Origin of the sequence: Roseibium sp. Sym1 (genome assembly GCF_027359675.1) — a bacterium.
Taxonomy (GTDB): domain Bacteria; phylum Pseudomonadota; class Alphaproteobacteria; order Rhizobiales; family Stappiaceae; genus Roseibium.
The window spans coordinates 5,061,970-5,085,101 of sequence record NZ_CP114786.1 but is presented as its reverse complement, the minus strand read 5'-3'; the positions used below and the strand labels follow the sequence as shown (position 1 = coordinate 5,085,101).

At 60.4% G+C, this 23,132-nt stretch carries 19 protein-coding genes; 16 read left to right on the top strand and 3 right to left on the bottom strand.

The window, feature by feature from the left end; all coding sequences use genetic code 11:
• Window positions 1-49: 49 nt before the first annotated feature.
• On the bottom strand, window positions 50-1,009 hold the full coding sequence (locus O6760_RS23690; protein ID WP_269582120.1) for a lysophospholipid acyltransferase family protein: 960 nt from the start codon (window positions 1,007-1,009) through the stop codon (window positions 50-52).
• Between the two features lie 238 nt (window positions 1,010-1,247).
• Here O6760_RS23690 and O6760_RS23685 point away from each other — a divergent pair, with 238 nt between their 5' ends.
• The gene (locus O6760_RS23685) at window positions 1,248-2,192 is read left to right on the top strand and encodes an AEC family transporter (protein ID WP_269582119.1); all 945 of its coding nucleotides are present in this window, start codon (window positions 1,248-1,250) and stop codon (window positions 2,190-2,192) included.
• Between the two features lie 28 nt (window positions 2,193-2,220).
• Window positions 2,221-2,637 (top strand): DUF1801 domain-containing protein, encoded by a 417-nt coding sequence (locus tag O6760_RS23680; protein ID WP_269582118.1) that lies wholly within the window; start codon window positions 2,221-2,223, stop codon window positions 2,635-2,637.
• 17 nt (window positions 2,638-2,654) lie between these two features.
• Here the strand turns inward: O6760_RS23680 and O6760_RS23675 are convergent, their stop codons facing one another.
• Window positions 2,655-3,857, bottom strand: coding sequence for a UbiH/UbiF family hydroxylase (locus O6760_RS23675; protein WP_269582117.1), 1,203 nt, complete (start codon window positions 3,855-3,857; stop codon window positions 2,655-2,657).
• Window positions 3,858-4,056: 199 nt separating this feature from the next.
• Between O6760_RS23675 and O6760_RS23670 the strand changes: the two genes are divergently transcribed.
• The 14 genes from O6760_RS23670 (at window position 4,057) to O6760_RS23605 (ending at window position 21,399) form a co-directional block, all read left to right on the top strand.
• On the top strand, window positions 4,057-4,992 hold the full coding sequence (locus O6760_RS23670; protein WP_269582116.1) for a DUF2182 domain-containing protein: 936 nt from the start codon (window positions 4,057-4,059) through the stop codon (window positions 4,990-4,992).
• A gap of 172 nt (window positions 4,993-5,164) precedes the next feature.
• Window positions 5,165-5,881: a CDP-alcohol phosphatidyltransferase family protein gene (locus tag O6760_RS23665; RefSeq protein WP_269582115.1), complete on the top strand. Its 717-nt coding sequence runs from the start codon at window positions 5,165-5,167 to the stop codon at window positions 5,879-5,881.
• Between the two features lie 171 nt (window positions 5,882-6,052).
• Window positions 6,053-7,030, top strand: coding sequence for a quinone oxidoreductase family protein (locus O6760_RS23660; RefSeq protein WP_269582114.1), 978 nt, complete (start codon window positions 6,053-6,055; stop codon window positions 7,028-7,030).
• A gap of 10 nt (window positions 7,031-7,040) precedes the next feature.
• Window positions 7,041-7,991 (top strand): LysR family transcriptional regulator, encoded by a 951-nt coding sequence (locus tag O6760_RS23655; protein ID WP_269582113.1) that lies wholly within the window; start codon window positions 7,041-7,043, stop codon window positions 7,989-7,991.
• Window positions 7,992-8,245: 254 nt separating this feature from the next.
• Window positions 8,246-9,730: a xanthine dehydrogenase small subunit gene (gene xdhA / locus O6760_RS23650; RefSeq protein ID WP_269582112.1), complete on the top strand. Its 1,485-nt coding sequence runs from the start codon at window positions 8,246-8,248 to the stop codon at window positions 9,728-9,730.
• Window positions 9,714-12,050: a xanthine dehydrogenase molybdopterin binding subunit gene (gene xdhB, locus O6760_RS23645; RefSeq protein ID WP_269582111.1), complete on the top strand. Its 2,337-nt coding sequence runs from the start codon at window positions 9,714-9,716 to the stop codon at window positions 12,048-12,050. The genes xdhA and xdhB overlap by 17 nt, the downstream gene beginning before the upstream one ends.
• Window positions 12,050-13,045 (top strand): xanthine dehydrogenase accessory protein XdhC, encoded by a 996-nt coding sequence (gene xdhC, locus O6760_RS23640; RefSeq protein ID WP_269582110.1) that lies wholly within the window; start codon window positions 12,050-12,052, stop codon window positions 13,043-13,045. The genes xdhB and xdhC overlap by 1 nt, the downstream gene beginning before the upstream one ends.
• Before the next feature lie 63 nt (window positions 13,046-13,108).
• Window positions 13,109-14,668 carry an ABC transporter ATP-binding protein gene (locus O6760_RS23635; protein WP_442969936.1) on the top strand — a complete coding sequence of 520 codons (1,560 nt, stop codon included), beginning with the start codon at window positions 13,109-13,111 and terminating at the stop codon, window positions 14,666-14,668.
• Complete coding sequence (locus O6760_RS23630) at window positions 14,665-15,756, top strand: ABC transporter permease (RefSeq protein ID WP_269586341.1); 1,092 nt, start codon at window positions 14,665-14,667, stop codon at window positions 15,754-15,756. Before O6760_RS23635 ends, O6760_RS23630 begins: the two co-directional genes overlap by 4 nt.
• Window positions 15,749-16,663, top strand: a complete 915-nt coding sequence (locus tag O6760_RS23625) for an ABC transporter permease (protein WP_269582109.1) — start codon at window positions 15,749-15,751, stop codon at window positions 16,661-16,663. The genes O6760_RS23630 and O6760_RS23625 overlap by 8 nt, the downstream gene beginning before the upstream one ends.
• A gap of 95 nt (window positions 16,664-16,758) precedes the next feature.
• On the top strand, window positions 16,759-17,823 hold the full coding sequence (locus O6760_RS23620) for a BMP family ABC transporter substrate-binding protein (protein ID WP_269582108.1): 1,065 nt from the start codon (window positions 16,759-16,761) through the stop codon (window positions 17,821-17,823).
• A 318-nt stretch (window positions 17,824-18,141) separates the two neighbouring features.
• Window positions 18,142-19,506, top strand: a complete 1,365-nt coding sequence (locus tag O6760_RS23615; RefSeq protein ID WP_269582107.1) for a globin-coupled sensor protein — start codon at window positions 18,142-18,144, stop codon at window positions 19,504-19,506.
• A gap of 397 nt (window positions 19,507-19,903) precedes the next feature.
• Window positions 19,904-20,344, top strand: coding sequence for an RrF2 family transcriptional regulator (locus O6760_RS23610; protein ID WP_269582106.1), 441 nt, complete (start codon window positions 19,904-19,906; stop codon window positions 20,342-20,344).
• Window positions 20,345-20,460: 116 nt separating this feature from the next.
• Window positions 20,461-21,399 carry a patatin-like phospholipase family protein gene (locus O6760_RS23605; RefSeq protein WP_269582105.1) on the top strand — a complete coding sequence of 313 codons (939 nt, stop codon included), beginning with the start codon at window positions 20,461-20,463 and terminating at the stop codon, window positions 21,397-21,399.
• 23 nt (window positions 21,400-21,422) lie between these two features.
• On the opposite strand, the gene O6760_RS23600 is transcribed toward O6760_RS23605, so the two are convergent.
• Complete coding sequence (locus tag O6760_RS23600) at window positions 21,423-23,069, bottom strand: alpha/beta hydrolase (RefSeq protein WP_269582104.1); 1,647 nt, start codon at window positions 23,067-23,069, stop codon at window positions 21,423-21,425.
• Window positions 23,070-23,132: the final 63 nt, after the last annotated feature.

Below are 23,132 nucleotides of genomic sequence, written 5' to 3'. Positions count from 1 at the left end.
CGCCAATGCTGCGCTGCAACCATCCCCCGAAAGGAGGACCGGGACAAGGTCAGTCCTGTGAGGCGATGGAATTCATTCCCGCGGCACGCCGGGCCTGTTTCTGGGCAGAAGTCTTTCCAGGAGGAGCCCATTTCTTGTGGATCCACATCCACTGTTCCGGTTGTTCCCTGATCCAGCTCTCGAAGATGGTGTGGATCTGAGCCGTCGCGGTTTCGATATCACGCTCGCGGTCTTCGGTCACCGGAACGGAAATGGCCCGGCCTTCAATCTCGAAATTGACACCGGTCTTGCGGACCACGCGGCCGAGCACGATCGGCACGTTGCAGGCGCGGGCGAGGGACGCCGGCACCGGATTGGCATAGGCCAATCTGCCGAAGAAAGGCACCTTGATGCCGCGGGTCTCCCTGAGGTCGCCCATCATGGCCACAACGCCGCCGGTCTTGAGGGTCGAGAGGATCTTGCGGGCGGTCTGGTGGCTCTTCGACAGAAGTCCCCCCTTGTAGAGATCCAGTCGAAGGTCCCGCAGGGCCCTGTCGGCTTCCGGGTTGCGCAGGGCCTGGTAGACACCGGTTATGGCCAGCCCCTGACGCACCGCCGGTTGAACGCACAATTCCCAATTGGCACTGTGAAAAGACACGAACAGGCAGGCCTGGTTTCCCTTCAGGACATCTTCGGTAATCTCGTCCGTGATCGCCGTGAATCGATGATCCTGCTTCAGCAGCCGGTCGATATGAAACGTTTCCGCCGCGACGCGCCCGAGGTTTTCCCACATGCCGCGAACGATCTGCTCGCGCCTTTTCAACGGCATTTCCGGAAACGCCTTTTCCAGATGGTCCAGTGCGCGTTTATGGCGTGCGTTAAACGGCGCCAGCAAGCGCCAGCTCTTCCCCATGAGGAACGAGGCAACATCCACCGGGATCAGTCGGAACAGCCGGATTGCGCAATTGAGCGCGATGCCTTCCACGAAATTCTGCACAGCGGTCAGTCTGGGATGCTTGCGCTGTTTCATTTTCCGGGACATAGGGAACAAATGCTTTCAAGTTACGCAGCGTGGTCCGGTCAATGGGGTCTTTCCGTCCTGTTCCAGACGTTAGAGCCCTTGCGGCACAGCCTCAGACCTGATTGGAATGCGGTTCATCCGTACCGGCCAACAGATCAAGCGTCCTTAGCCAAGCCCGGCGCAAGATGCAAGCACCAACCCCCAACCATTCCATCCACCGGCAGAGCGCACCAAACCTGGAAATAGAATGCAGGACGTCATCACACTGGCCCTCCCGTTCTTCGGGCTGATCCTTCTCGGCTTTGCCGCCGGCAAGCTTCGGAACCTGCCTGAAGCTGGCCTGAGCTGGATGAACTTTTTCGTGGTCTACCTGGCCTTGCCGGCGCTGTTTTTCCGGCTCCTGTCGGAAACCCCTTTCGAACAGCTCGCAAACATATCGTTTGTCGCGGCAACGACCTTCACCACCTATATCGTTTTTGCGATTTCCTTTTGCATCGGCGTGGTGGCAACGCGCGGCAATATCGGCGAATCCACGATCCTCGGGATTGCCGGCGCCTATTCCAATGTCGGTTACATGGGCCCCGGCCTGACACTTGCCGTCCTGGGAGAGCAGGCGACGGTACCGACCGCGCTGATCCTGGCCTTCGACAATGCCCTGATGTTCATTCTCGCGCCGTTGCTCATGGCGCTTGCCGGCTCGGATGACGACAATTTCCTGGACACCCTGAAGCAGATCGCGGTCAGGATCTTCACCCACCCGTTCATCCTGGCGACGATTGCCGGCGTTCTTGCCGCCGCGTTAGAGTTCCAGCCGCCCAAGGCGGTCAACACGATGCTGCTCTACCTTAGCAACGCCGCGGCTCCCTGCGCCCTGTTTGCCATGGGCGTGAACATCGCGCTCAGACCGGTTGGACGGATACCGCTGGAACTGCCCCTGGTCCTGTCGGTCAAGCTGGTGCTGCACCCGGTGCTCGTGTTTCTGCTGCTGAGCTGGCTCGGCGGCTTCGAACCGCTCTGGGTGGCCACCGCGGTGCTGATGTCCTGCCTGCCGCCGGCGACCAACGTCTTTGTCATCGCCCAGCAATATGGCACTTACGTACAGCGGGCCTCGAGTTTCGTGCTGATCGGAACCGCGGTGTCCATTGTCACGGTCACGGCATTTATCTGGGCCCTGACAACCGGTTTTCTGTAGTTGGGTTTCTGCAGGTGGGAGACAGGTCATGAAGGACAATCCGGACGTACTGGCTCTGCTCAAAGGCTATCCGGACGACCTGAGGGACGGATTGCTGAAGCTGCGGGCCCTGATCGTGGAAACCGCGCGCAAAAACGACGCGATCGGGACGCTCGAGGAGACCCTCAAGTGGGGACAGGCCAGCTACCTGACGGTTCAGCCAAGAACCGGAACAACCATCCGGATCGACGCGGACAAGTCCGACGCAGGCGACATCGCGCTCTATGTCAATTGCCAGTCCTCGCTGGTATCCGACTGGCGCGGCCTGTTTCCCCAGTTCACCTTCGGCGGCGACCGCAGCGTCCACCTTCGCCTGGATGCGCCGTTGCCCGAGGAGGAACTGCGCCAGATGATCGGGATGGCGCTGACCTATCACCTCAAAAATCGCAAACCGGGGACCTCCTGACAGGCAGGAGAGGCCGATTACCCGCCGGGCCGAAGGGAACTTCCCGGCGTCATGCCTTCGCGCATAAGTATCCGGCGCAAGGGCCCGATCTTGCCGGCCAGATAAAGTCCAGTGCTGCGCGCCGCCTGCACGGGCAGGAAAGACGTCAGCAGCGACCTGTTCAACAGATCGACGGCATTGGTTCTGGTCCGGATGTCACCGCGCCGCTTGTTCTCATAGGCCGCAAGCACGGCTTGCCCGCCATGATCGGCTTGCCTGACGCGGGCGGACAGCAGCGTCGTTCTCAAGTCCAGTATGTCCCTCAAGGACAGATTGAGGCCCTGGGCTCCGATTGGTGGAAACACGTGCGCCGTTTCCCCGACAAGCGCCAGCCTCTGGCCGACAAGGCTCCTGGCATTCATGCCGGAAAGCGGAAAACTCTGCGGTTCGGACGCCAGTTTGAACGCTCCCAGAATCGAATGCGCGCGCCGTTCCAGCTCCCGTTCCAGCTGTGTCGGCGCCATCGCCAGCATTGCCTCCGCGCCGTCCGCTGTCTCGACGCAGACCAGCGCGGACTGGCGGCCGGGCAGGGGCACCAGCGTGAAAGGCCCGGTCGCTGTGTGGAATTCCGTGGAAACATGCTGGTGCGGCAGCCGGTGTTCCAGGTTGAGAACGACCGCGACCTGCGGATAGGACCACCGCTTCACCTCGATGCCCGCGCTCTCACGAAGCAGGGAGTTGCGGCCATCGGCGGCAACCGCCAGCCGGGCCGACACGGTCCTGCCACCTGCTGTGGTCAATCGGGCAGCATCCGGCTCGAACGTGGCTCCGACGACACTTTCGGCATAGGTCGCCAGATTGTCCTGTTGATCACAATACGTTTGAAGAACAGCATTAAGTTCCGAATTCAAGATATTGAATCCAAATACCTCCATGCCAAGTTCGGCACTGTCGAATGTCACTTCGGGCGCCCGGAACAAGCGGCCCGTTGCATCGATCATGCGCATCTTCTTCAAGGGCGCTGCATTTGCCTCAATGTCGGTCCAGACGCCGGTTTCACGCAGAAGATCGATCGATTGCTGCCACAGGGCGGTTGTCCTGCCGTCCGTTTTCGCAGGCTCCGGGGCGAACAGCGCGCAGGCAAAGCCCGCTTGCGCAAGCGCAAGCGCTGCGATCCGTCCGGAGGGACCGCCGCCGACGATGGCAATGTCATAAATGTCCGGCTGATCTTTTTGTGCCATGGCCCTGTCCATCCAAATGTGTTTGGTCTCCAATGTGCTCCTTACGAAAAAGAATGCAACGGGACCAAAACACGCAGGCGTACCAAATGCACATGTTTGCAATGGCCGAGGTTCATGAGAAAAATCAAAGGCCATGGCGACAAACACAGTTATGGTCGCGCCAAATTGTAATCAGGATTCAAACGACCGACACCTTGCGATGACACTCTTGACCAGCTTCAACGCGTCCCGGAAGACAGGCCAACCCGCACCGGATCACCGGCATAGCTGGCCGCTGGTGCTGATGGTAATCGTTCTTCTGAGCCTCGGCGGCTGGCTGTATCTCGCGGCCATGATCGCGGACATGGTGCCGGTCATGGACATGAGCGAAGCCGGTCCGGGGATGGGGATCTTCAATACGTTCAACCTGTTCGCCGGCCTGTCGGCGGAGGCGCGCGCCGCCCTGGCCGTGCTCTGCCTGCCCGCGGGGGCCACGTTCGGCATGCCCGGAGCGGAATTGAGCCTGGCGGACCTGGGCAAGATCTTCACCATGTGGTCGATGATGGCCCTTGCCATGATGTTGCCGACCGCCGTTCCCATGCTCCGCAACTATTCCTTCGAGGTCGCGGACCGCAGCGGTTCGCCGGCGACAGGCCGTGCAGCCGGCCTTTTCGCCACGTTCGGATACCTTGCCGTCTGGATCGGTTACGCCGTGCTGGCCACCGCCGCCCAATGGCTGCTCGCCCGCATCGGCGCCCTCACGGACATGATGGCCCCGGCCAGTCTTGCCCTGACCACTTCGGTCCTGTTCGCCGCCGGCCTCTACCAGTTCACACCGGCAAAACAGGCTTGCCTTGCCAGATGCTGGTACCCCCGATGGGCGTTTTCCGGCGGACACGCCGAGCCCGGTGCGTTCAACGGTTTCCGGGAAGGGCTGGTTCAGGGGTGGGCCTGCCTCGGTTGCTGCTGGGCCGTGATGACCGTGATGTTCGCGGTCGGCCTGATGAACATTCTCTGGATCGCCATGCTTGGAGGCCTGATGGCAATCGAAAAGGCGTTTCCCAACCGGTATTTGCCTTACATCATCGGGGCCGGGCTGCTGGCCTGGGCAGGTTTCCTGGTTTTCCTTATCCTGACCGGGCACCTGGCGGCCTAAATGGCGGCCGAAGCCGTCCGGGACTGTTTTTTCGGTTCACACTGTCATACGATTGCAATAAAGGTCGACGTCAGCGTCTGTGTGATCGATGGGCAATTGCAATGCCTCACGCAAAGAAAGCGCTAACGCAAAACGGTAATCGCGCAAATTTCTTGTGAGTGAGGACAGCCCCGTGACGGACATTACGCCAGGCAAAGCGAAGACCGAGCCTGCTCTGTTCCTGATCCACATCCTGACAGCGTCCGGTGCACCGATTGCCCTGATTGCGCTTCTGGCCGGAGCGCAGGGCAACTGGGCGGAAATGTTCGCCTGGCTCGGCCTGGCCTTCTTCGTTGACGGAATCGATGGCCCGCTGGCCCGGCGGTACAACATCGCAGAACGGCTGCCACGCTGGTCGGGTGCGTCCCTCGACTTTGTCATCGACTATGCCACCTACGTTTTCCTGCCGGCTTTTGCACTCTCCTGGAGCCTGATGCTGTCTTCGCCCTGGAACTGGATCTGCGGCGGACTCGTGGTCTTCACCGGCGCCCTCTATTTTGCCGACAACGGCATGAAGACGCCTGACGGGTCGTTCAAGGGCTTTCCCGCCGGATGGAACATGGTCATCTTCGGGCTGATGGTGCTGTCGCCCTCCGAAACCTTCACGATCTTCTTCGTGCTTCTGTGCTGTGCGCTGACATTTGCACCGATCCGGTTTGTCCATCCCGTGCGGGTGCGCCGCTGGCGCCTGGTCACCTTGCCGGTGACCCTGTTGTGGATGGGTCTTGCCGCTTTCGCCATTCTTGACGGAATGTCGCTGACCGGTCTTTCCGCGTCCCTGTTCACGGCAGCCAGTTTCTACCTGTTTCTGGTATCCGCGGTCCAGCAACTGCTCGACAGGGTCGACTGACGCAGGGCCGTTGGCCCCTGTGAAGGGCCAAATCCGAAAAGGTGTTTTGACCCACTTCGCGGCACGAGCCGACCCGCGCGGTCTTTTCGGTTGCCCGGGAAGCCATTAAGCTTGCCGCCAGACTCAACCAACGCAAGGCCGCTTACAGGCCTCAACGCTCCGGGGATAATTATGGTTCAAGCTGTCTGTGTTCATGAAACCGGTGGGCCGGAAGTCATGCGCTGGGAACAAGTCGATGTCGGCGAACCCGGGCCGGGAGAGGCCCGCATCCGCCACACCGCGATCGGCCTCAATTTCATCGACACCTACTTCCGCTCCGGCCTCTATCCTGCGCCCAACGGCACACCGTTCAGCCCCGGCAACGAGGGGGCCGGCGTCGTCCAGACCGTGGGCGAGGGTGTCACACACCTGAAGCCGGGCGACCGGGTCGCCTATGTCGGACCGCTCGGCGCCTACGCGCAGGAGCGGCTCGTGCCTGCGGACCGGCTAGTGGTGATCCCCGAGGGCATCGACGACAAGACAGCCGCCGGGATGATGCTGAAAGGCATGACCGCCCAGTACCTGTTGCGCCAGACGTTCAAGGTCGGTCCGGATACGGTGCTGCTGTTCCATGCCGCTGCCGGCGGTGTCGGGCTGATCGCCGGACAATGGGCCGCCCATCTCGGCGCCACCGTGATCGGCACGGCGGGATCGGAGGACAAGATCTCCCTGGCAAAGGCCCATGGCTACCAGCACATGATCAACTACCGCACCGAGGACTTTGTCGAACGGGTCAGGGAGATAACCGGCGGCAAGGGATGTGACGTCGTCTATGACAGCGTCGGCAAGGACACCTATCCGGGGTCGCTTGACTGTCTGAAACCGCGCGGCCTGTGGGTCAGCTTCGGCCAGTCCTCCGGCCCCATCACGGATTTCAACCTGGCACTTCTTGCACAGAAGGGCTCGCTCTTCGCGACACGTCCGACGCTTTTCAACTACATCGCCAGCCGCGAAGATCTCGAGGCCACGGCGGGTGAGTTGTTCGACGTGGTCAGGAAGGGCGTCGTGAAAATCGAGGTCAACCAGGAATATCGCCTGGCGGACGCCGCCCAGGCGCACATGGACCTCGAAGGACGCAAGACCACCGGCACCACCGTGCTGATCCCGTAAGGACCTTTCGATGCTGTCCGGCCGGGCCCAGGACCTGTCCCGCAATCTTTACAGCCCGGCCATGCGCTATTTCCTGGCCGTTGCAGAGGCCGGCTCGATACGGGCCGCCTCGCGCGAGCTCAATGTCGCCTCTTCGGCGGTGAACCGGCAGGTGCTCTGGCTGGAAGAGGCCCTGGGGCTGCAGCTGTTCGACCGGGTGGGGCGGCGATTGCGTCTCAGCCAGGCAGGCGAATTGCTGCTGGCCCATATCCGGCGCACCTATTCGGACTTCGAGGGCACCGTTGCCGAACTCGACGCGCTGAAAGGCCTGCGCCGCGGAACGGTGTCGATCGCAAGTGTCGAAAGCGTCGCCGAGAAACTCCTCCCGGCCGTCATCAGCGGCTTTCGCCGACACTATCCCGGAATACACGTCAACGTCTCGGTTTCCTCTTCCATCGAGGCCGCGCGCAAGGTGGAGGCTGCGGAAGCCGATGTCGGTTTTACCTTCGATCCACCGGACACCTCGGCGCTGACAATTGCGTTCCACCACGACCTGGTGATTGGCGCCCTGATGCGCCCGGACCATCCTTTGGCCGGCTCCAAGGCGCTGAGTCTTCTCGACTGTCTGAAATATCCGGTTGTCCTGCCGGCGGAAGGGCTGTCACTCCGAACCCGCATCGATGCTGTCCGGCGCAGCATTCCGGGCGCTTCGCGAACCTACGTGGAAGCCAATTCCCTCAGGCTGATGCGTGTACTTGCCCGCGAGGAACAGGTCATCGGTTTCCAGACTATGATCGGTTGCGAAGATGAACTCGCAAACGGCACATTGATCTTCAAACCCTTGACGGACAAGCCTCTTCAGGCAGACCGCCTGTGCGTGGTAACGTCGTCCCTGCGGGCCCTGGCTCTTGCGCCGGGCATGTTCTTCGACCACGCTGTGTTCGCTCTAAGGGACCAACTTCCACCTCTTGATGCCAAATAGGCAACAATACGGTCTCAAATGAGCGCTTTGGTTCTGAGTTTTTTTAAGGCACATTTTTCATGACAGTTTTGCGGCAGACGGCCGGACGAGGGAGACGACCAATGGGGCGTTTGACAAGGCGCGTTCTGAACACCCCCGGATTGGGCCACGGATTGGGCCACGGATTGGGCCACGGAACCTGGACACGGTATCCTGCTCCGGTTTCGTCCGTCTGTCCTGTAAGCGTCCCGCGTCTCTGCGGAAGGCGGTGACCGATGCGTGATACCATACGCTTCCTCAAGGCCGGTGAAGTGGTCGAGCTTGAGAATGTCGGTCCGACGGAGACCCTGCTTGACTACCTGCGCCTGCGCCGAAGACAGACCGGCACCAAGGAGGGCTGCGGGGAAGGCGATTGCGGCGCCTGCACGGTTGCGCTCGGGCGCCTGATCGACGGGCGGCTTGTCTACCAGCCCGTCAACAGTTGCATTCAGCTCCTCGGGATGATCGACGGCGCGGAACTCGTCACCGTGGAAGACCTGGTGGAGGACAGCCGCCTCCATCCTGTCCAGGCTGCCATGGTGGAACTGCACGGATCGCAATGCGGCTTCTGCACGCCCGGTTTCATCATGAGCCTGTTCACGCTCTATCACGCGGAAGATGCAAAAAGGTCCCGCAAGACCGTCACCGACTGGCTTGCCGGAAACCTGTGCCGTTGCACGGGCTACCGGCCGATCGTCGACGCTGCTCTCCAGGCCTGCTTCGACGCGGCCGACGACGCCTTTTCCTGGCGGTCCAACGAAACCCGCGAGCAGCTGCGCGCACTCGCCGACGGACGTGACGTTTTCATCGGGGACAGCGATTGTTTCTTTTCCGCCCCGGCCACGCTTGACGGCCTGGCGGCGCTTTACGGCCAGCATCCCGATGCCACCCTCGTGGCCGGTGCAACCGATGTCGGCCTGTGGATCACCAAGCAGCTGCGCGAATTGCCGAAAACCATCTGGCTGGGAAATGTCGAGGGCCTCGACAGGGTCGAAGACAGCCCGTCGGGTGTCCTGATCGGCGCCACGGCGACCTACCAGGCGACGGAGCAGGCCATGACCAGCCTGTCGGCGGATCTCGGCGAACTGTGGCGGCGCATCGGCTCCAAGCAGGTGAGGGCATCGGGTACCGTCGGCGGAAATATCGCCAACGGCTCTCCGATTGGTGACACGCCACCGGCCCTGATCGCCCTCGGGGCAACGCTTGAACTGAGTTCGGCGGACGGATCGCGCGCACTTCCAATCGAGGATTTTTTCATCGAATACGGCAAACAGGACAGGCAACAGGGCGAATTCGTCACTGGCCTGTTCGTGCCTCGATTGTCCGCCAACCAGGGATTCCGCTGCTACAAGATCTCGAAACGGTTCGACCAGGACATATCGTCCGTGATGGCGGCCGTCCGGTTGACCGTGGATGAGGAAGGCACGGTAACCGAGGCCCGGATTGCCTATGGCGGCATGGCGGGCACGCCGAAACGGGCCGCAACCGCCGAGACAGCACTCCTGGGAGCCTCGCTGGAGGATCCGTCCACCTGGAGCGGCGCAATGCAGGCCCTGCTTGGTGATTTCACGCCAATGACCGATATGAGGGCCAGCGCTGAATACCGAATGGAGACCGCGCGGGCGCTGCTCGCCAAGGCTCTCATGGAAATGAGCGGCACGGCGGCCGAACAGGTCCGGGTTCTGGCCAATCGGGAGGCTGGCAATGACCGCGCCGCTTGATCCCGAAGGCTTGACCCAGCCGCTGAAAACCGTCCGCAAGGCCTTGCCGCATGACAGTGCCGCCAAGCATGTCTCCGGTACGGCCATCTATATCGACGACATGGTCGAGCCAACCGGAACACTGCACGTTGTTCCCGGCTGGGCACGAGATGCCGTTCGGGGCCGGATCCAGTCCGTCGACCTGGACGAGGTGAAGTCCGCACCGGGTGTTGTGGCGGTGCTGACCGCCGCCGATGTTCCGGGCCTCAACGACTGTTCCTCCGCCTTTGGCGATGATCCCGTTCTCGCCGACGGCGACATCCTTTTTCACGGCCAGGTGGTCTTCGCGGTTGTCGCCGAGACGCGGGACCAAGCCCGCAAGGCCGCGTTGAAGGCCAGGATCGAGGTCGCCCAGATCACTCCGATCCTGACAGCCGACGACGCCGTCGACGCCGATACCACCGTCCTGCCCGACTACCAGTTCCGCCGCGGTTCGCCGGAAACCGGCATGACCGCGGCCGAAACGACCCTTTCCGGCACCATGAAGATCGGCGGCCAGGAACACTTCTACCTTGAAGGCCAGGTCGCCATGGCCGAGCCGCAGGAAGACGGCGGCATGCTCGTCCATTCCTCGACGCAGCATCCGACTGAAATCCAGCACACGGTTGCCAAGGTTCTCGGCGTTCCGGACGCGGCGGTAACGACGGAAGTGCGCAGGATGGGCGGAGGCTTCGGCGGCAAGGAAAGCCAGGCCAATCAATGGGCGGCGCTCGCAGCCCTGGCCGCATGCAGAACGGGCCGGGCGTGCAAGCTGCGGCTGGACCGGGATGAAGACATGATCATGACGGGTAAGCGTCATGATTTTAAGGTCAACTGGAAGGTCGGCCATGATGGCGAAGGCCGGATCCGTGCCGTCGACATGGAATTCCTGGCGCGGTGCGGCTATTCGGTTGATCTCTCCCTTGGCGTCAACGACCGAACGCTGTTCCATGCCGATTCCAGCTATTTCTATCCCGATGCCCTGATCCGGTCGCGGCGTCTGCGCACCGATACCTGCTCCAACACGGCCTTCAGGGGTTTCGGCGGACCGCAGGGCATGCTCGCCGCCGAACGCATGATCGACGCGATCGCCATCCGTATCGGCAAGGATCCCCTCGAGATCCGCAAGCTGAACTTCTATGACGGCGAGCGCAACCTCACGCCCTATGGCATGCCCGTCGAGGAATATCAGGTCATGCATGACCTGATTGCACAGCTTGAAGGGAGTTCCGATTACTGGGCGCGCCGCGAAGATGTCCGCGCCTTCAACGCGGAAAACGCTATCCTGAAAAAGGGTCTCGCGCTGACGCCGGTCAAATTCGGCATCTCCTTCACCCTGAAGCATCTCAACCAGGCAGGTGCGCTGGTTCATTTGTATACCGACGGTTCCGTTCACCTGAACCATGGCGGCACGGAGATGGGGCAGGGGCTCTACCAGAAGGTCGCCCAGGTCGTCGCCGAGGAGTTCGGCATCACGCTGGACAAGGTCCGCATCACCGCAACCAACACCTCCAAGGTACCCAATACCGGCCCGACGGCAGCCTCGTCCGGCACGGATCTCAATGCCATGGCCGCCAAGCTTGCCGCCAAGGAGATCAGGGCACGGCTCGTCACTTTCCTGTGCGAGCAGCACCAGTGCGGTCCTGATGCCATCCATTTCGGGGACAACAAGGTGCTGGTCGGCGAGCAGGGTTTCGCGCTCGCGGAGATCGCCAAACAGGCGCACATGGCACGCATCCAGATGTCGCATGCAGGGTTCTACGCCACGCCCGGCATCACCTGGGACCGGGACAATGTCACGGGCAGGCCGTTCTACTATTTCGCGTTCGGTGGCGCCTGCGCCGAAGTGACCATCGACACGATGACGGGTGAAATGACGGTCGACCGCGTCGATATTCTTCACGACGTCGGACACTCCCTGAACCCGGCGATCGACCTGGGCCAGATCGAGGGCGGTTTCGTCCAGGGCATGGGCTGGCTGACCACGGAAGAACTGGTCTGGGATGACAGGGGACGCCTGCGCACGCACGCGCCGTCGACCTACAAGATCCCGACCGCGTCCGACATCCCGGAGGACTTTACCGTCCAGCTTTACGAAAGCGCCGGCAATCCTGAAGCCACGGTCTACCGGTCGAAGGCTGTTGGCGAACCGCCGGTCATGCTGGCAAATTCGGTATTCTGTGCGATCACCGACGCGATCGCCAGCCTTGTACCGGGTGAAGTGCCCGACCTGGATGCACCGGCCACGCCCGAAGCCATCATGAAGGCCGTGCAGGATATGCGCAGGAGGCGAAACTCCTGATGAAAACCTGGTCACGGATTGCCGATTGTCTGGAACGCGACGGCGTTTGTGCACTTGTCACGGTCGCCGGGGTGGACGGCTCGACGCCGCGCGAAGCGGGCGCGCGCATGGTCGTGGCTGCAAATGGCGGATTTTACGGCACCATTGGTGGCGGCACGCTGGAATACGAGGCCCTGCGCAAGACCGTCAGGGCGCTGCGGTCGGGCGAGGCAACATTCTTCCTGGAGAAGGTGTCCCTGGGCCCGGACCTGGGGCAATGCTGCGGCGGGCGCGCAAGGATTGCCATAGAAGTCCTGACCACGGCGTCTCTGAGCCAGGCCCGCCAGCTTGCCGGCCGGGAAACCGGCGGGATGGTGTTCACGACAGAGGCCAGGGTCCTGAATGGCCAGGTTGGCACTCGGAAAGTTACCGGAGAGATCTCGAGATGCCCGTTTGCCATGGAAGAGGATCCTGAAACGGGCGGAAAGCGACTCGTAGAGCAATTCGGTGCCGAACGGAGACCGGTATTTCTGTTCGGGGCGGGGCATGTTGGCAAGGCGCTGGTGCTGGCGCTGGCACCGCAGCCCTTCGAGATCACCTGGATCGACAGCCGGGTGGAGCAGTTTCCCGGGCCGGTTCCGGCCAATGTACGACAGATTGCAACCAAAGACCCTGCCACGCAACTGGACCACGCGCCTGACGGAACCTTCGTTCTTGCCATGACGCATTCGCATGCCCTGGATGAAGAGATCATGGCGCGCGCCTTGCTGCAGCAGAGATTTGCCTATTGCGGCGTGATCGGATCGGCCACAAAACGTGCACGGTTCCAGAAACGGCTGAAATCTCGCGGGCTGAACGACTCGCTTGTTGCAAACATGGTCTGCCCGATTGGGGTGACGGAACTCAGATCGAAACAGCCGGCCGCGATTGCAGCCGGCATCGCGGTCGACCTCCTGATCCGGGACGAAGCCACTTATCAACAGGACACGGCAGGCAAACGGCTTGCACAAAACTGACAATCAGTCAGTAAAGCGACAGCCGCCAAGGGGGGACGATTGGCAGACAGAACGGAATCAGAGGTGGGCAAGGACACAGGCCGGATAGACAGGTCCGGCAAGGATGCGCTGCTGGATGCACGCGGCCTGACCAAGCGGTTTGGTGACATTCTTGCCAACGACCGGGTCGACCTTGTCATCAACAAGGGGGAAATCCACGCCCTTCTGGGCGAAAACGGCGCTGGAAAGTCCACGCTCGTCAAGATGTTCTATGGTTCTCTCGAGCCGGACGGGGGCGAGATCCACTGGGACGGACGACGTGTCGACATCGACAATCCCGCCGCGGCCCGCGATCTTGGCATCGGCATGGTTTTCCAGCATTTCTCACTGTTCGAGGCGCTGAATGTCGTCGAGAACATCGCGCTTGCGCTGCCCAACCCCGGAAATATGCCGGAGCTTGCCAGGCGCATCGAGACCGTCTCGCGTGACTATGGCCTGCCACTGAACCCCTACGACGTGGTCGCGGACCTTCCGGTCGGCATCCGGCAGCGCATCGAGATCGTGCGCTGCCTGTTGCAGGAGCCAAGTCTGATCATCATGGACGAGCCGACATCGGTTCTCACGCCACAGGAGGCCGATCAACTGTTCCTGACGCTTGAGCGCCTGGCCGGCGAAGGCTGCGCGGTGCTCTATATCAGCCACCGCCTGGAGGAGGTGAAGCGGATCTGCCATCACGCCACGATCCTGCGCCATGGCCAGGTCGTGCGCGAATGCGACCCCACCAGGGAAACGCCCGCCTCGCTTGCCAGCATGATGGTCGGCGCCGATGTTGCCGCCGTCAATGCCAGCGAACACAAACCTGAAGTCGGAGACATCCGGCTAGGCCTGAAGGGCCTGTCGGCCCGGGCGGCGACACCTTTCGCGACAGCGCTCAACACTATTCACCTGGACCTGCACTCCGGTGAAGTCGTTGCCATTGCTGGTGTCGCAGGCAATGGCCAGGGCGAACTGTTCGACGCGATATCGGGAGAAATGCCGGTCGCACCGGCCATGATCGAACTCGATGGCAAACCGTGCGGGTCCAGAAACATCACCTGGCGGCGCAAACAGAATGCGGCCTTTGTTCCCGAAGAGCGGCTCGGCCACGGCGCCGTCCCGGGCATGAAACTGTCGCAGAACATCATTTTGACACGCCACAGCACCGGTGATGGGCTTGTGAGCGGCGGCATGGTGGCCACACAGAAGGCCAGTGCGTTGGAGAAGCGCATCAAGCAGAATTTCGACGTGCGCATGTCCCACGACGATCCGGAGGCCCGGTCTCTTTCTGGCGGAAACCTGCAGAAGTTTGTCGTCGGCCGGGAGCTCGACCGCAAACCGGGCGTACTGGTGGTCAACCAGCCGACCTGGGGCGTCGATGCTGGCGCCGCGGCTCTGATCCGCCAGGCCCTGATCGACCTGGCCCGGGCAGGCTCCGCGGTTCTGGTGATCAGCCAGGATCTCGATGAAATCTTCGAAATTGCCGACCGGATCGCCGTCATCTCCAGAGGCTATCTGTCGGCGGCCGAACCTGCGGCCGACATGACCCGTGAACGGGTAGGCCTGTTGATGGCCGGCGGCGCGGAAACGCAAGGGGAGATTGCCTGATGCGGATCGAACTGGTCAAACGCAAGGAACACAGTCAGCTGATGCTGCTTCTGTCCCCCTTGATCGCGGTTGGGCTGACGGCAATCGCCGCCGGACTCATTTTCTCAATATCCGGCCACAACCCTTTGATCGCGCTCTACAAGTTCTTCGTGGAGCCATTGACGCAACAGTGGTCGCTGGAAGCCACGATCGACAAGGCGACCCCGCTGATCCTGATCGGCTGCGGTCTGGCGGTCTGTTATCTTTCCAACAACTGGAACATCGGTGCCGAAGGGCAATTCGTCATCGGCGCCCTGTTCGGCTCCGCCTTGCCGATCCTCTATCCGGACTTCGAAAACGTCGCGACCCTTCCGCTGATGCTGGTGTTCGGAGCCCTTGGAGGTGCACTCTGGGCGCTGATACCGGCGGTGCTGAAAACCAGGTTCAACACTAACGAAATCCTGACCAGCCTGATGCTGGTTTATGTCGCAAGCCTGCTGCTGGATTATCTGGTACGCGGCCCTTGGCGCGATCCCGGCGGCTACAATTTCCCGGAATCCCGTATCTTTTCCGACGCAGCAACCCTGCCGGAAGTTCTCGGCGGACTGATGAGCCTGTCGACGCCGATCACCATCGTCATCGCATTGGTTCTGGCCGTGGTCCTGGCCAAAACGCGGAAAGGTTTTGAAATACGCGTGATGGGCGAAAGTCCGCGGGCCGGCAGTTTTGCGGGTTTTTCCGCCAAGCGCCTGACATTGTTCTCTTTCGCGCTCGCCGGTGCGCTGGCTGGACTTGCCGGGACCATGGAAGTCTCGGGTGCGCTGAACCAGCTGCTGCCGACGATCTCGCCCGGCTACGGTTTCACGGCGATCATCGTCGCCTTTCTCGGCCGGCTGAACCCGTTCGGGATTATCGTCGCGGGCTTTGTCCTGGCCCTGTCCTATATCGGCGGCGAAGCGGTACAATCCGCCATGGGCGTTTCCAACAAGATCGCCAGCGTGATCCAGGGTCTTCTGCTGTTCTTCGTGCTCGCCTGCGACACGTTTATCCTTTACCGCATCCGCATGGTGTCTCGCCGTGTACCCGCAGGGGAGGCGTCCCATGTTTGAAGCTGTTCTTCTGACCGTCATCACGGCGGCCACACCGCTCCTCATTGCCGCCCTCGGCGAACTCGTCGTGGAACGCTCAGGTGTGCTGAACCTCGGCGTTGAAGGCATGATGATCATGGGCGCGGTGGTGGGCTTTGCCGTTGCCAACCAGACGGGTTCCGGAGCGCTTGGCGTGATTGCCGCAATTGCGGCCGGCATGGCCATGTCGGCCCTGTTCGGATTTCTGGTCCTGGTGCTGGTCACCAACCAGGTGGCCACCGGGCTGGCCCTGACCATCCTCGGCATCGGCTTTTCCGGCCTGATCGGCGAGGCCTTCATCGGCGTGCCCGGCCTGAAACTGCCCGAACTCTACATTCCGGGCCTGTCCGAAATACCCTTTATCGGCCCGGTGCTGTTCCAGCAGGACGCCATCGTCTATATCGGTTTCGCGCTTGTGGCCGCCGTCGCCTATGGCCTCTTTCGGACCCGGATCGGCCTGGTGCTGCGTGCGGTTGGCGACAATCACGGATCGGCCCACGCGCTCGGCTATTCGGTTATCCGGATCCGTTTCGCGGCGGTCCTGTTCGGCGGCGCCTGCGCGGGTCTTGCGGGCGCCTATCTTTCGCTTGCCTACACGCCGCAATGGGTTGAGAACATGTCCGCGGGCCGGGGCTGGATCGCGCTTGCGCTGGTGGTTTTCTCGTCCTGGCTGCCTCTGCGGCTGGTGATCGGAGCCTACCTGTTCGGCGCGGTCAGCGTCTTGAACCTGCACGCACAGGCCATCGAGATCGACATACCCTCGCAGCTTCTGTCGAGCCTGCCGTATCTTGCCACCATCCTGGTTCTTGTGCTCATTTCGGCGAACCGCAGACTGACACTGGTCAACACACCGGCCTGTCTCGGCAAGCCATTCGTTCCCGACCGTTAAGCCTCCCAGCAACCGGTCAGTCCCGGCGCCGATGCGATCAGGCGCGGGACGGAAAACAAGATCGCTTCGAGACGTCAAACCAGAGGGGAAACCACATGAAGTCTCTTTTGAAAACCACCGTTGCCGCAATCGCCTTCGCGGCGGCCGGCTCCGCTGCTCAGGCGGCGGACGTCAAGGCCTGCTTTGTCTATGTCGGACCGGTCGGTGATTTCGGCTGGTCGTACCAGCATGACCAGGGCCGCCTGGCGGTCGAGGAACATTTCGGCGACAAGGTCGAGACCGCCTATCTTGAAAGTGTTCCGGAGGGACCGGACGCCGAACGCGCCATCGAGCGCTTCGCGCGTGAAGGCTGCAACATCATCTTCACCACGTCCTTCGGCTACATGAACCCGACCATCAAGGTCGCCAAGAAGTTCCCGGATGTGAAATTCGAGCACGCCACCGGCTACAAGACCGCCGACAACGTGGCGACCTACAACTCCAAATTCCACGAGGGCCGCTACATCATCGGCCAGATCGCGGCGAAGCAGTCAGAATCCGGTGTCGCAGGATACATCGCCTCCTTCCCGATCCCGGAAGTGGTCGCGGGCATCAACGCCTTCCTGCTCGGCGCTCAGTCGGTCAATCCGGACTTCAAGCTGAAGGTCGTCTGGGTCAACACCTGGTTCGACCCGGGCAAGGAAGCCGATGCGGCAAAGGCCCTGATCGACCAGGGAGCCGACATCATAACCCAGCACACCGATTCCACCGCACCGTTGCAGGTGGCCCAGGAACGCGGCGTGCACGGTTTCGGCCAGGCATCCGACATGATCAACTTCGCCAAGGACGCGCAATACACGGCGATCATCGACGACTGGGCGCCGTATTACATCCACCGCGTTGAGGCGGTTCTCGACGGCACCTGGGAAACGGGCAGCACCTGGGACGGCCTCGCCGAGGGGCACGTGGTGATGGCGCCTTACACCAACCTGCCGGATGACGTTGTCGCGATGGCCAAGGCCACCGAAGACAAGATCAAGGGCGGCTGGGAACCGTTTACCGGTCCGATCACCAAGCAGGACGGCTCCGTTGCCGCAGAAGACGGCGTCACACTGGATGACGGCGCAATCTTGGGCATGAACTGGTATGTCCAGGGCGTCGACGACAAGCTGCCGCAGTAATCATAGCAAGGATCGGCCCGGAAACACTTTCCGGGCCGATCCCCCCACCCAATGGCATACCGGAAAATTTGGAGCGATGATCGAAGAATCAAAGCGTTCCATGAAACACGGAGCCCGGTTTCCCAGCCGCAACATCCCCTGGTGCGCTGCTTGGGTCACTTTCCTTGGCTCGATAATTTGGTCAATGTATCAGGCGCTTAGTAAAGCCGGTTGCGCTGACGGACCAGACGTAAACCCTACAACTGATTTAGATAAAAATTATCTTAATTTGTATCTACGGAAATCTCCTTAGTTGGGCTTTCAACTTGGGGAACCGAAATGACTTTCAATTCGGAAATTGATACACGCACTGAACGTCTAAAATTCATTGGACTGGATGTTTCAGATTGCCGATTGCTCAGCGAGAACAAGTCGCAAATATTGAATATCCTGCCTGACGTTCTTGAGGCTTTTTACAAGAACGTGGTGTGTTTCCCGGAGACAAAACAATTCTTCAGGGATGACAACCACATCGACCATGCCAAGAATGCTCAATTGCAGCACTGGGGCATTATTCTGGACGCGGATTTCAACGACAACTATTTCCAGTCGGTGACGGCCATCGGCGAAGTCCACAACAAGCTCGGCCTCGAGCCGCGCTGGTATATCGGCGCCTACTGCTTTCTCGTAAACGGTTTGTGCGAAAGGCTCTGCCAGGCGAGCAGGCTGCCCTTTGGACGCAGAAAATCGGACAACGAGTTGAAGCACTTGCGCAGCGCGGTGATCAAGGCCGCCATGCTCGACATGGATCTGGCACTTTCGGTCTATATCGAGGCCGGCAGGCGGGACAGACGTCAGACAATCCAGCAACTGGCCTCGGAATTCGAAAGTTCCGTAGGTCTTGCAACGGACAAACTGACCTCATCAGCAGCTTCCCTGTCCCAGGCATCGTGTCTCCTGTCCGGAGCCACCGAACAGACGGAAACCGAGACTCTTGCTGTCAGAAACAGCTCCGACGACGCGGCTGTGAATGTTCAGACAGTAGCGGCGGCGGCAGAACAGCTGTCAGCATCGGTTTCCGAAATAGGCAGGCAGGTTGGCGAATCCCATCGAATCTCCGATACGGCTGTGTCACAAAGTGCACTCGCGATAGAGTCGATGAGCTCACTCACCAGTGCTGTCAACAGGGTCGGCGAGATCATAGGTCTGATCAACGATATTGCCGACAAGACCAATCTTCTGGCCCTGAACGCGACAATCGAGGCCGCCCGCGCCGGGGAGGCGGGCAGGGGCTTCGCTGTCGTGGCGACCGAAGTCAAGGACCTTGCGGGCCAGACTGCGAAAGCCACTTCGGAGATCAGCGGACAAATTGAAGGAATTCAGTCGGTTACCGGGAAATCAGCGTCAGCAATCGACAATGTCAACAAGACCATCGCACAAATGAACGCTATCTCGGCATCCATTGCGACTGCCGTGGAAGAACAGATGGTGGCCACATGTGAAATCAGTTCCAGCATTCAAAAGGCGTCCGACGGCACCCAATCGGTCTTGAGATCCATCAGCGGCATTGCCAGCGCCTCGTCTCAGGTGGCGAAGGTCTCGACCCTGGTGGGAGCTTCCTCGTCTGAAATGGGGGGGCAAACGGCGGAACTGAAATCGGACGTTCAGAATTTCATGAAGACACTGGCTTTGGCGGCAAACTGACAGAGGAGCGGTGGCAGGGCCATGCTCCGGAGAATAATTCACACCGCTACAGCGGCCTCCCGTGGCCGCCCCGCCACAGCACCATAATGGCTATATAGTTCCGAATATTCGAAATCTACTTCGACATCGGAATCAACGCTCCCACCTGAAGCAATCCTCCACCAGACCGAACTCTTTTTTCTGAAAGTGTTCACATAAATACTTCAAACAACAAAATACTTTCTTCAATAAAGACGCGATGAAAAGAAATACTAAATATTAAGTAACTCGAAAATGACTATTTATCCATCGAATATATAGGGTTTTAACGAATTTTCGATTGATATATTCTTTAGGTCAAAAATATTACGTAGACACACGCCCGTTCTAGAATGCAATCGAAAGTTGGAAGGATCTTATGCGTCTTACCGAGCGCACAGATATTGCGGTTAGAATACTGATGCACTTGGCCATACTGAGAGGCCGAAAAATTTCAATTGACGATCTCGTCGACAACTATATCGGACACAGGTCCCAAGTCATTGCAGCGGTGCAGGAATTGCGCAAGGCGGGCATGATTGCGTCATCAACAGGCCGGAACGGCGGCATCTGGCTGTACAAGAACCCCCGCGATATCGTCCTTTATGATGTCGTTCAGATCTTCGAAACCGATTTCTTTCTCGTAAAGTGCCTGGCAGGACGCAACAGTTGCCATCTGTTTCGAACCTGTCGGTTCAAGGCGGTCCTGGATGACTCGCTGGAAGGTTTCTTTGATCCAATGAAAAAAACCACCATCTCGAACCTTGTTGAAGGCATGGATATCCACTCCTTCGAGCCGCAAACAGCCGGCAAGGCCTGAAAAGCAATCTAGCGCCAATCGCCGTCAACATTATTTGCCAAACGTTCTTGCGGAACAGCCTGGACTTGTCTTTCATGTGGCACCGATACCATTTCGAGTAGGCGGGCGAACTCAAGATGATTCAGAGACGCGAACTCATGTTTGCAGCCGTTTCTGCCACCGGCGGATTTCTGCCGGTTTCCAATGAAGTTGACGCCGATACGATTGAGAACGTGCATCCCGAAACGCCCGGCGGGACGGAGTTCGCCCTCGCCCTTGGAGGAGGAGCCGCCAAGGGATTCGCCCACATCCCTGTGCTGGAAGCCATGGATGACCTTGGCATCCGGCCGGCGGAAATCGTCGGAACTTCCATGGGCGCCATTCTCGGGAGTTTCTACGCCAGCGGCATGAGCGGCCGCGAGATCCGGGAATTCACCGTCGACCTCTTCACCCGGAAAACCCAGCTTTACCAGAAACTCTTCCTGACGGACGGCCGCACGTGGTCGTCGCTGTTCAATGTCTCGAGGCCAGCGGTCATTGACCCGCTGGTCCTGTTCGAGACAGTGTTTCCAGCCGGATTGGCGGACAATTTCGTCGACCTTCGTATCCCGGTGAAAATCATCGCAACGGATTTCTACACGCAGTCCCAGGTGGTCCTGGACGATGGTCCCTTGCTGCCCGCCATCGCCGCTTCTTCCGCCCTTCCCATGCTGCTGACCCCGGTTGAAATCGGCGGACAGGTCCTGATTGACGGTGGATTTGTCAATCCGACGCCTTTTGATGTGCTTCAGCAGGATGGCTATCTCAGCATCGCCATCGACGTGACCGGCAGCAGCTTCATCAAGGGTGGGGGACTTCCAAGCGGAATGGAGACCTGGATCGGATCATTTTCAATCACGCTGCATTCGCTTGTTGCCGCGAAGCTGGCTTGCACCCGGCCGGATCTCCTGATCGAGCCTCCCGTCGGACGCTTCAAATCAATGGATTTCTTCAAGGTCGAGGACATCCTGACAGCGGCGGAACCGGCCAGGGAAAGCTTCAAGCGCGGACTCGCCACCCTCCTGGACAAGACCTGAACCTGGCTATCTCGCCGGCGGACCTACAGGGGTGGACCGCGCTCTTCGAAAATTGCCTTCAAGTGCCGTGCCCTGTCTTCGGACCATCCATCCGGTTCCACCAGCGCTGCCCAGGCATCGATGTAGTCCGGCGCAATGTAATAGTGCCCGAAGCGCGGCACATCGAGGGCAAACAGCGAATCCAGCGCCAGCTGAAGCATGGTCACCACCGGGAACCAGGAAAACTTGTCCGAAACATCCGGAGCCCGTGGCGCCTCCATCCACGCAGGGGGCCGGATTGCGCTGTCGAAAGTGAAATTCACGATCGGATCGCTGCCGTAGTTCAGGAACACCGCGCGTATGGGCGCCCAGGGGGCGAAGTCACCATCGAGACCGCCATATTGATCGAGCACCCTGACAAGCGAACCATTGCCGTAGGTTGGGCGCCAGGCCGGGCTGCCAGGATTGCGCTGGTCGCGGACCTCGGACCAGAAACGGGAAAAGAAGGGCGATCCGGTCCACATGGCTCCCTGGATGGGGTCGCCGAGCATGTCGAGCAGCGGCAGGGTCGCCTGCGAATTGAAGGCTCCCTGGCTAAGTCCGTGAACATAAAGATCCGGCCTGCTGTCCTTCGGCATCTCCGTCCAGTGGTCATAGACTTTCTCGAAAAGGGCACGCGCCTGCGCGACGCCATAGTCGGGGTGGGACAAAAGCGACAAGACGCTGGTCAGATACGAATACTGGACGGACACTGTCGCCACGTCGCCACCGAGCATGAAGTCGATGGTGTCATGGGCACCTGGATCCATCCATCCGGTTCCTGGCGGAACCACGACGATCAGGGCGGAGCGGTCGAACCCGCCGACCCTTATCAGTTCACGCAAGGCAAGGTCCGCGCGCTCCTCGGCTGTATCGGCAGACCGTCTGCCGACATAGACCCTGACCGGGTCCTGCACCGCTCCTTCGAAAAATTCCGAGATCTCTTCGCGCGTCGGCGCGGTGGCGACATATTCACGGCCTCGACGGCCCATTTCTTCCCAGCGCACCAGAGACGCGGCGCTGCCGGTCTTCATGGGGTCCTCGGGCTTGTCCACGTCCGGTTCGATCAGCATGTCGGCCGCGAGGAACGAGGCATCCGCGGCCTTGAAGGCGGTACGAACAAAGGCACCGTCGACCAGCGCCCAGAAAAGCCATCCCACCAGAGCGACAGAAAGCACGATGCCGATCCTGCGCGGCAACAACCGCTCCAGGAAAACGGAAATCAGTCTGCGGACCATCCCGGCAATCCTGAAACAGAACCACAAGCCGAGTGCCAGTCCGCCACCAACACCAAAAATAAAGAAGGGAGCGGCTGAATCGAGCGGTGCCAACCCGACCGCTTCCCGTGTCGCGTTCTGCCAGCTTGCCGCCTTGGAGAGCGAATAGAGCATGATGCCGGCACTCACGGCAATTGCCGCCACCAGCCAGGCACGTTTCAACCTGCCAGCCTCGGGCAGTTCTAGATAGCGCCAAAGAGTTCTGGCCAGAAGCGCAGCTTCGTAACCGAGAACCGCCGCGACCGCGGCCAGCGTGGCCTGAACGAAGGGATCCCGCGGCATCAGGGAAGGGGTCAACGCGGCACCAAAGCAGCTGACCGCAACAATCAACGCGGCCGGAGACAATGCGTCCTTGATCCGGCGGAGAAAATACATCGGCGACATTCCTGACCTGGTTCGCGTCCGACTTGCAGGATTTCGTTACTCAGCGCGCACGTC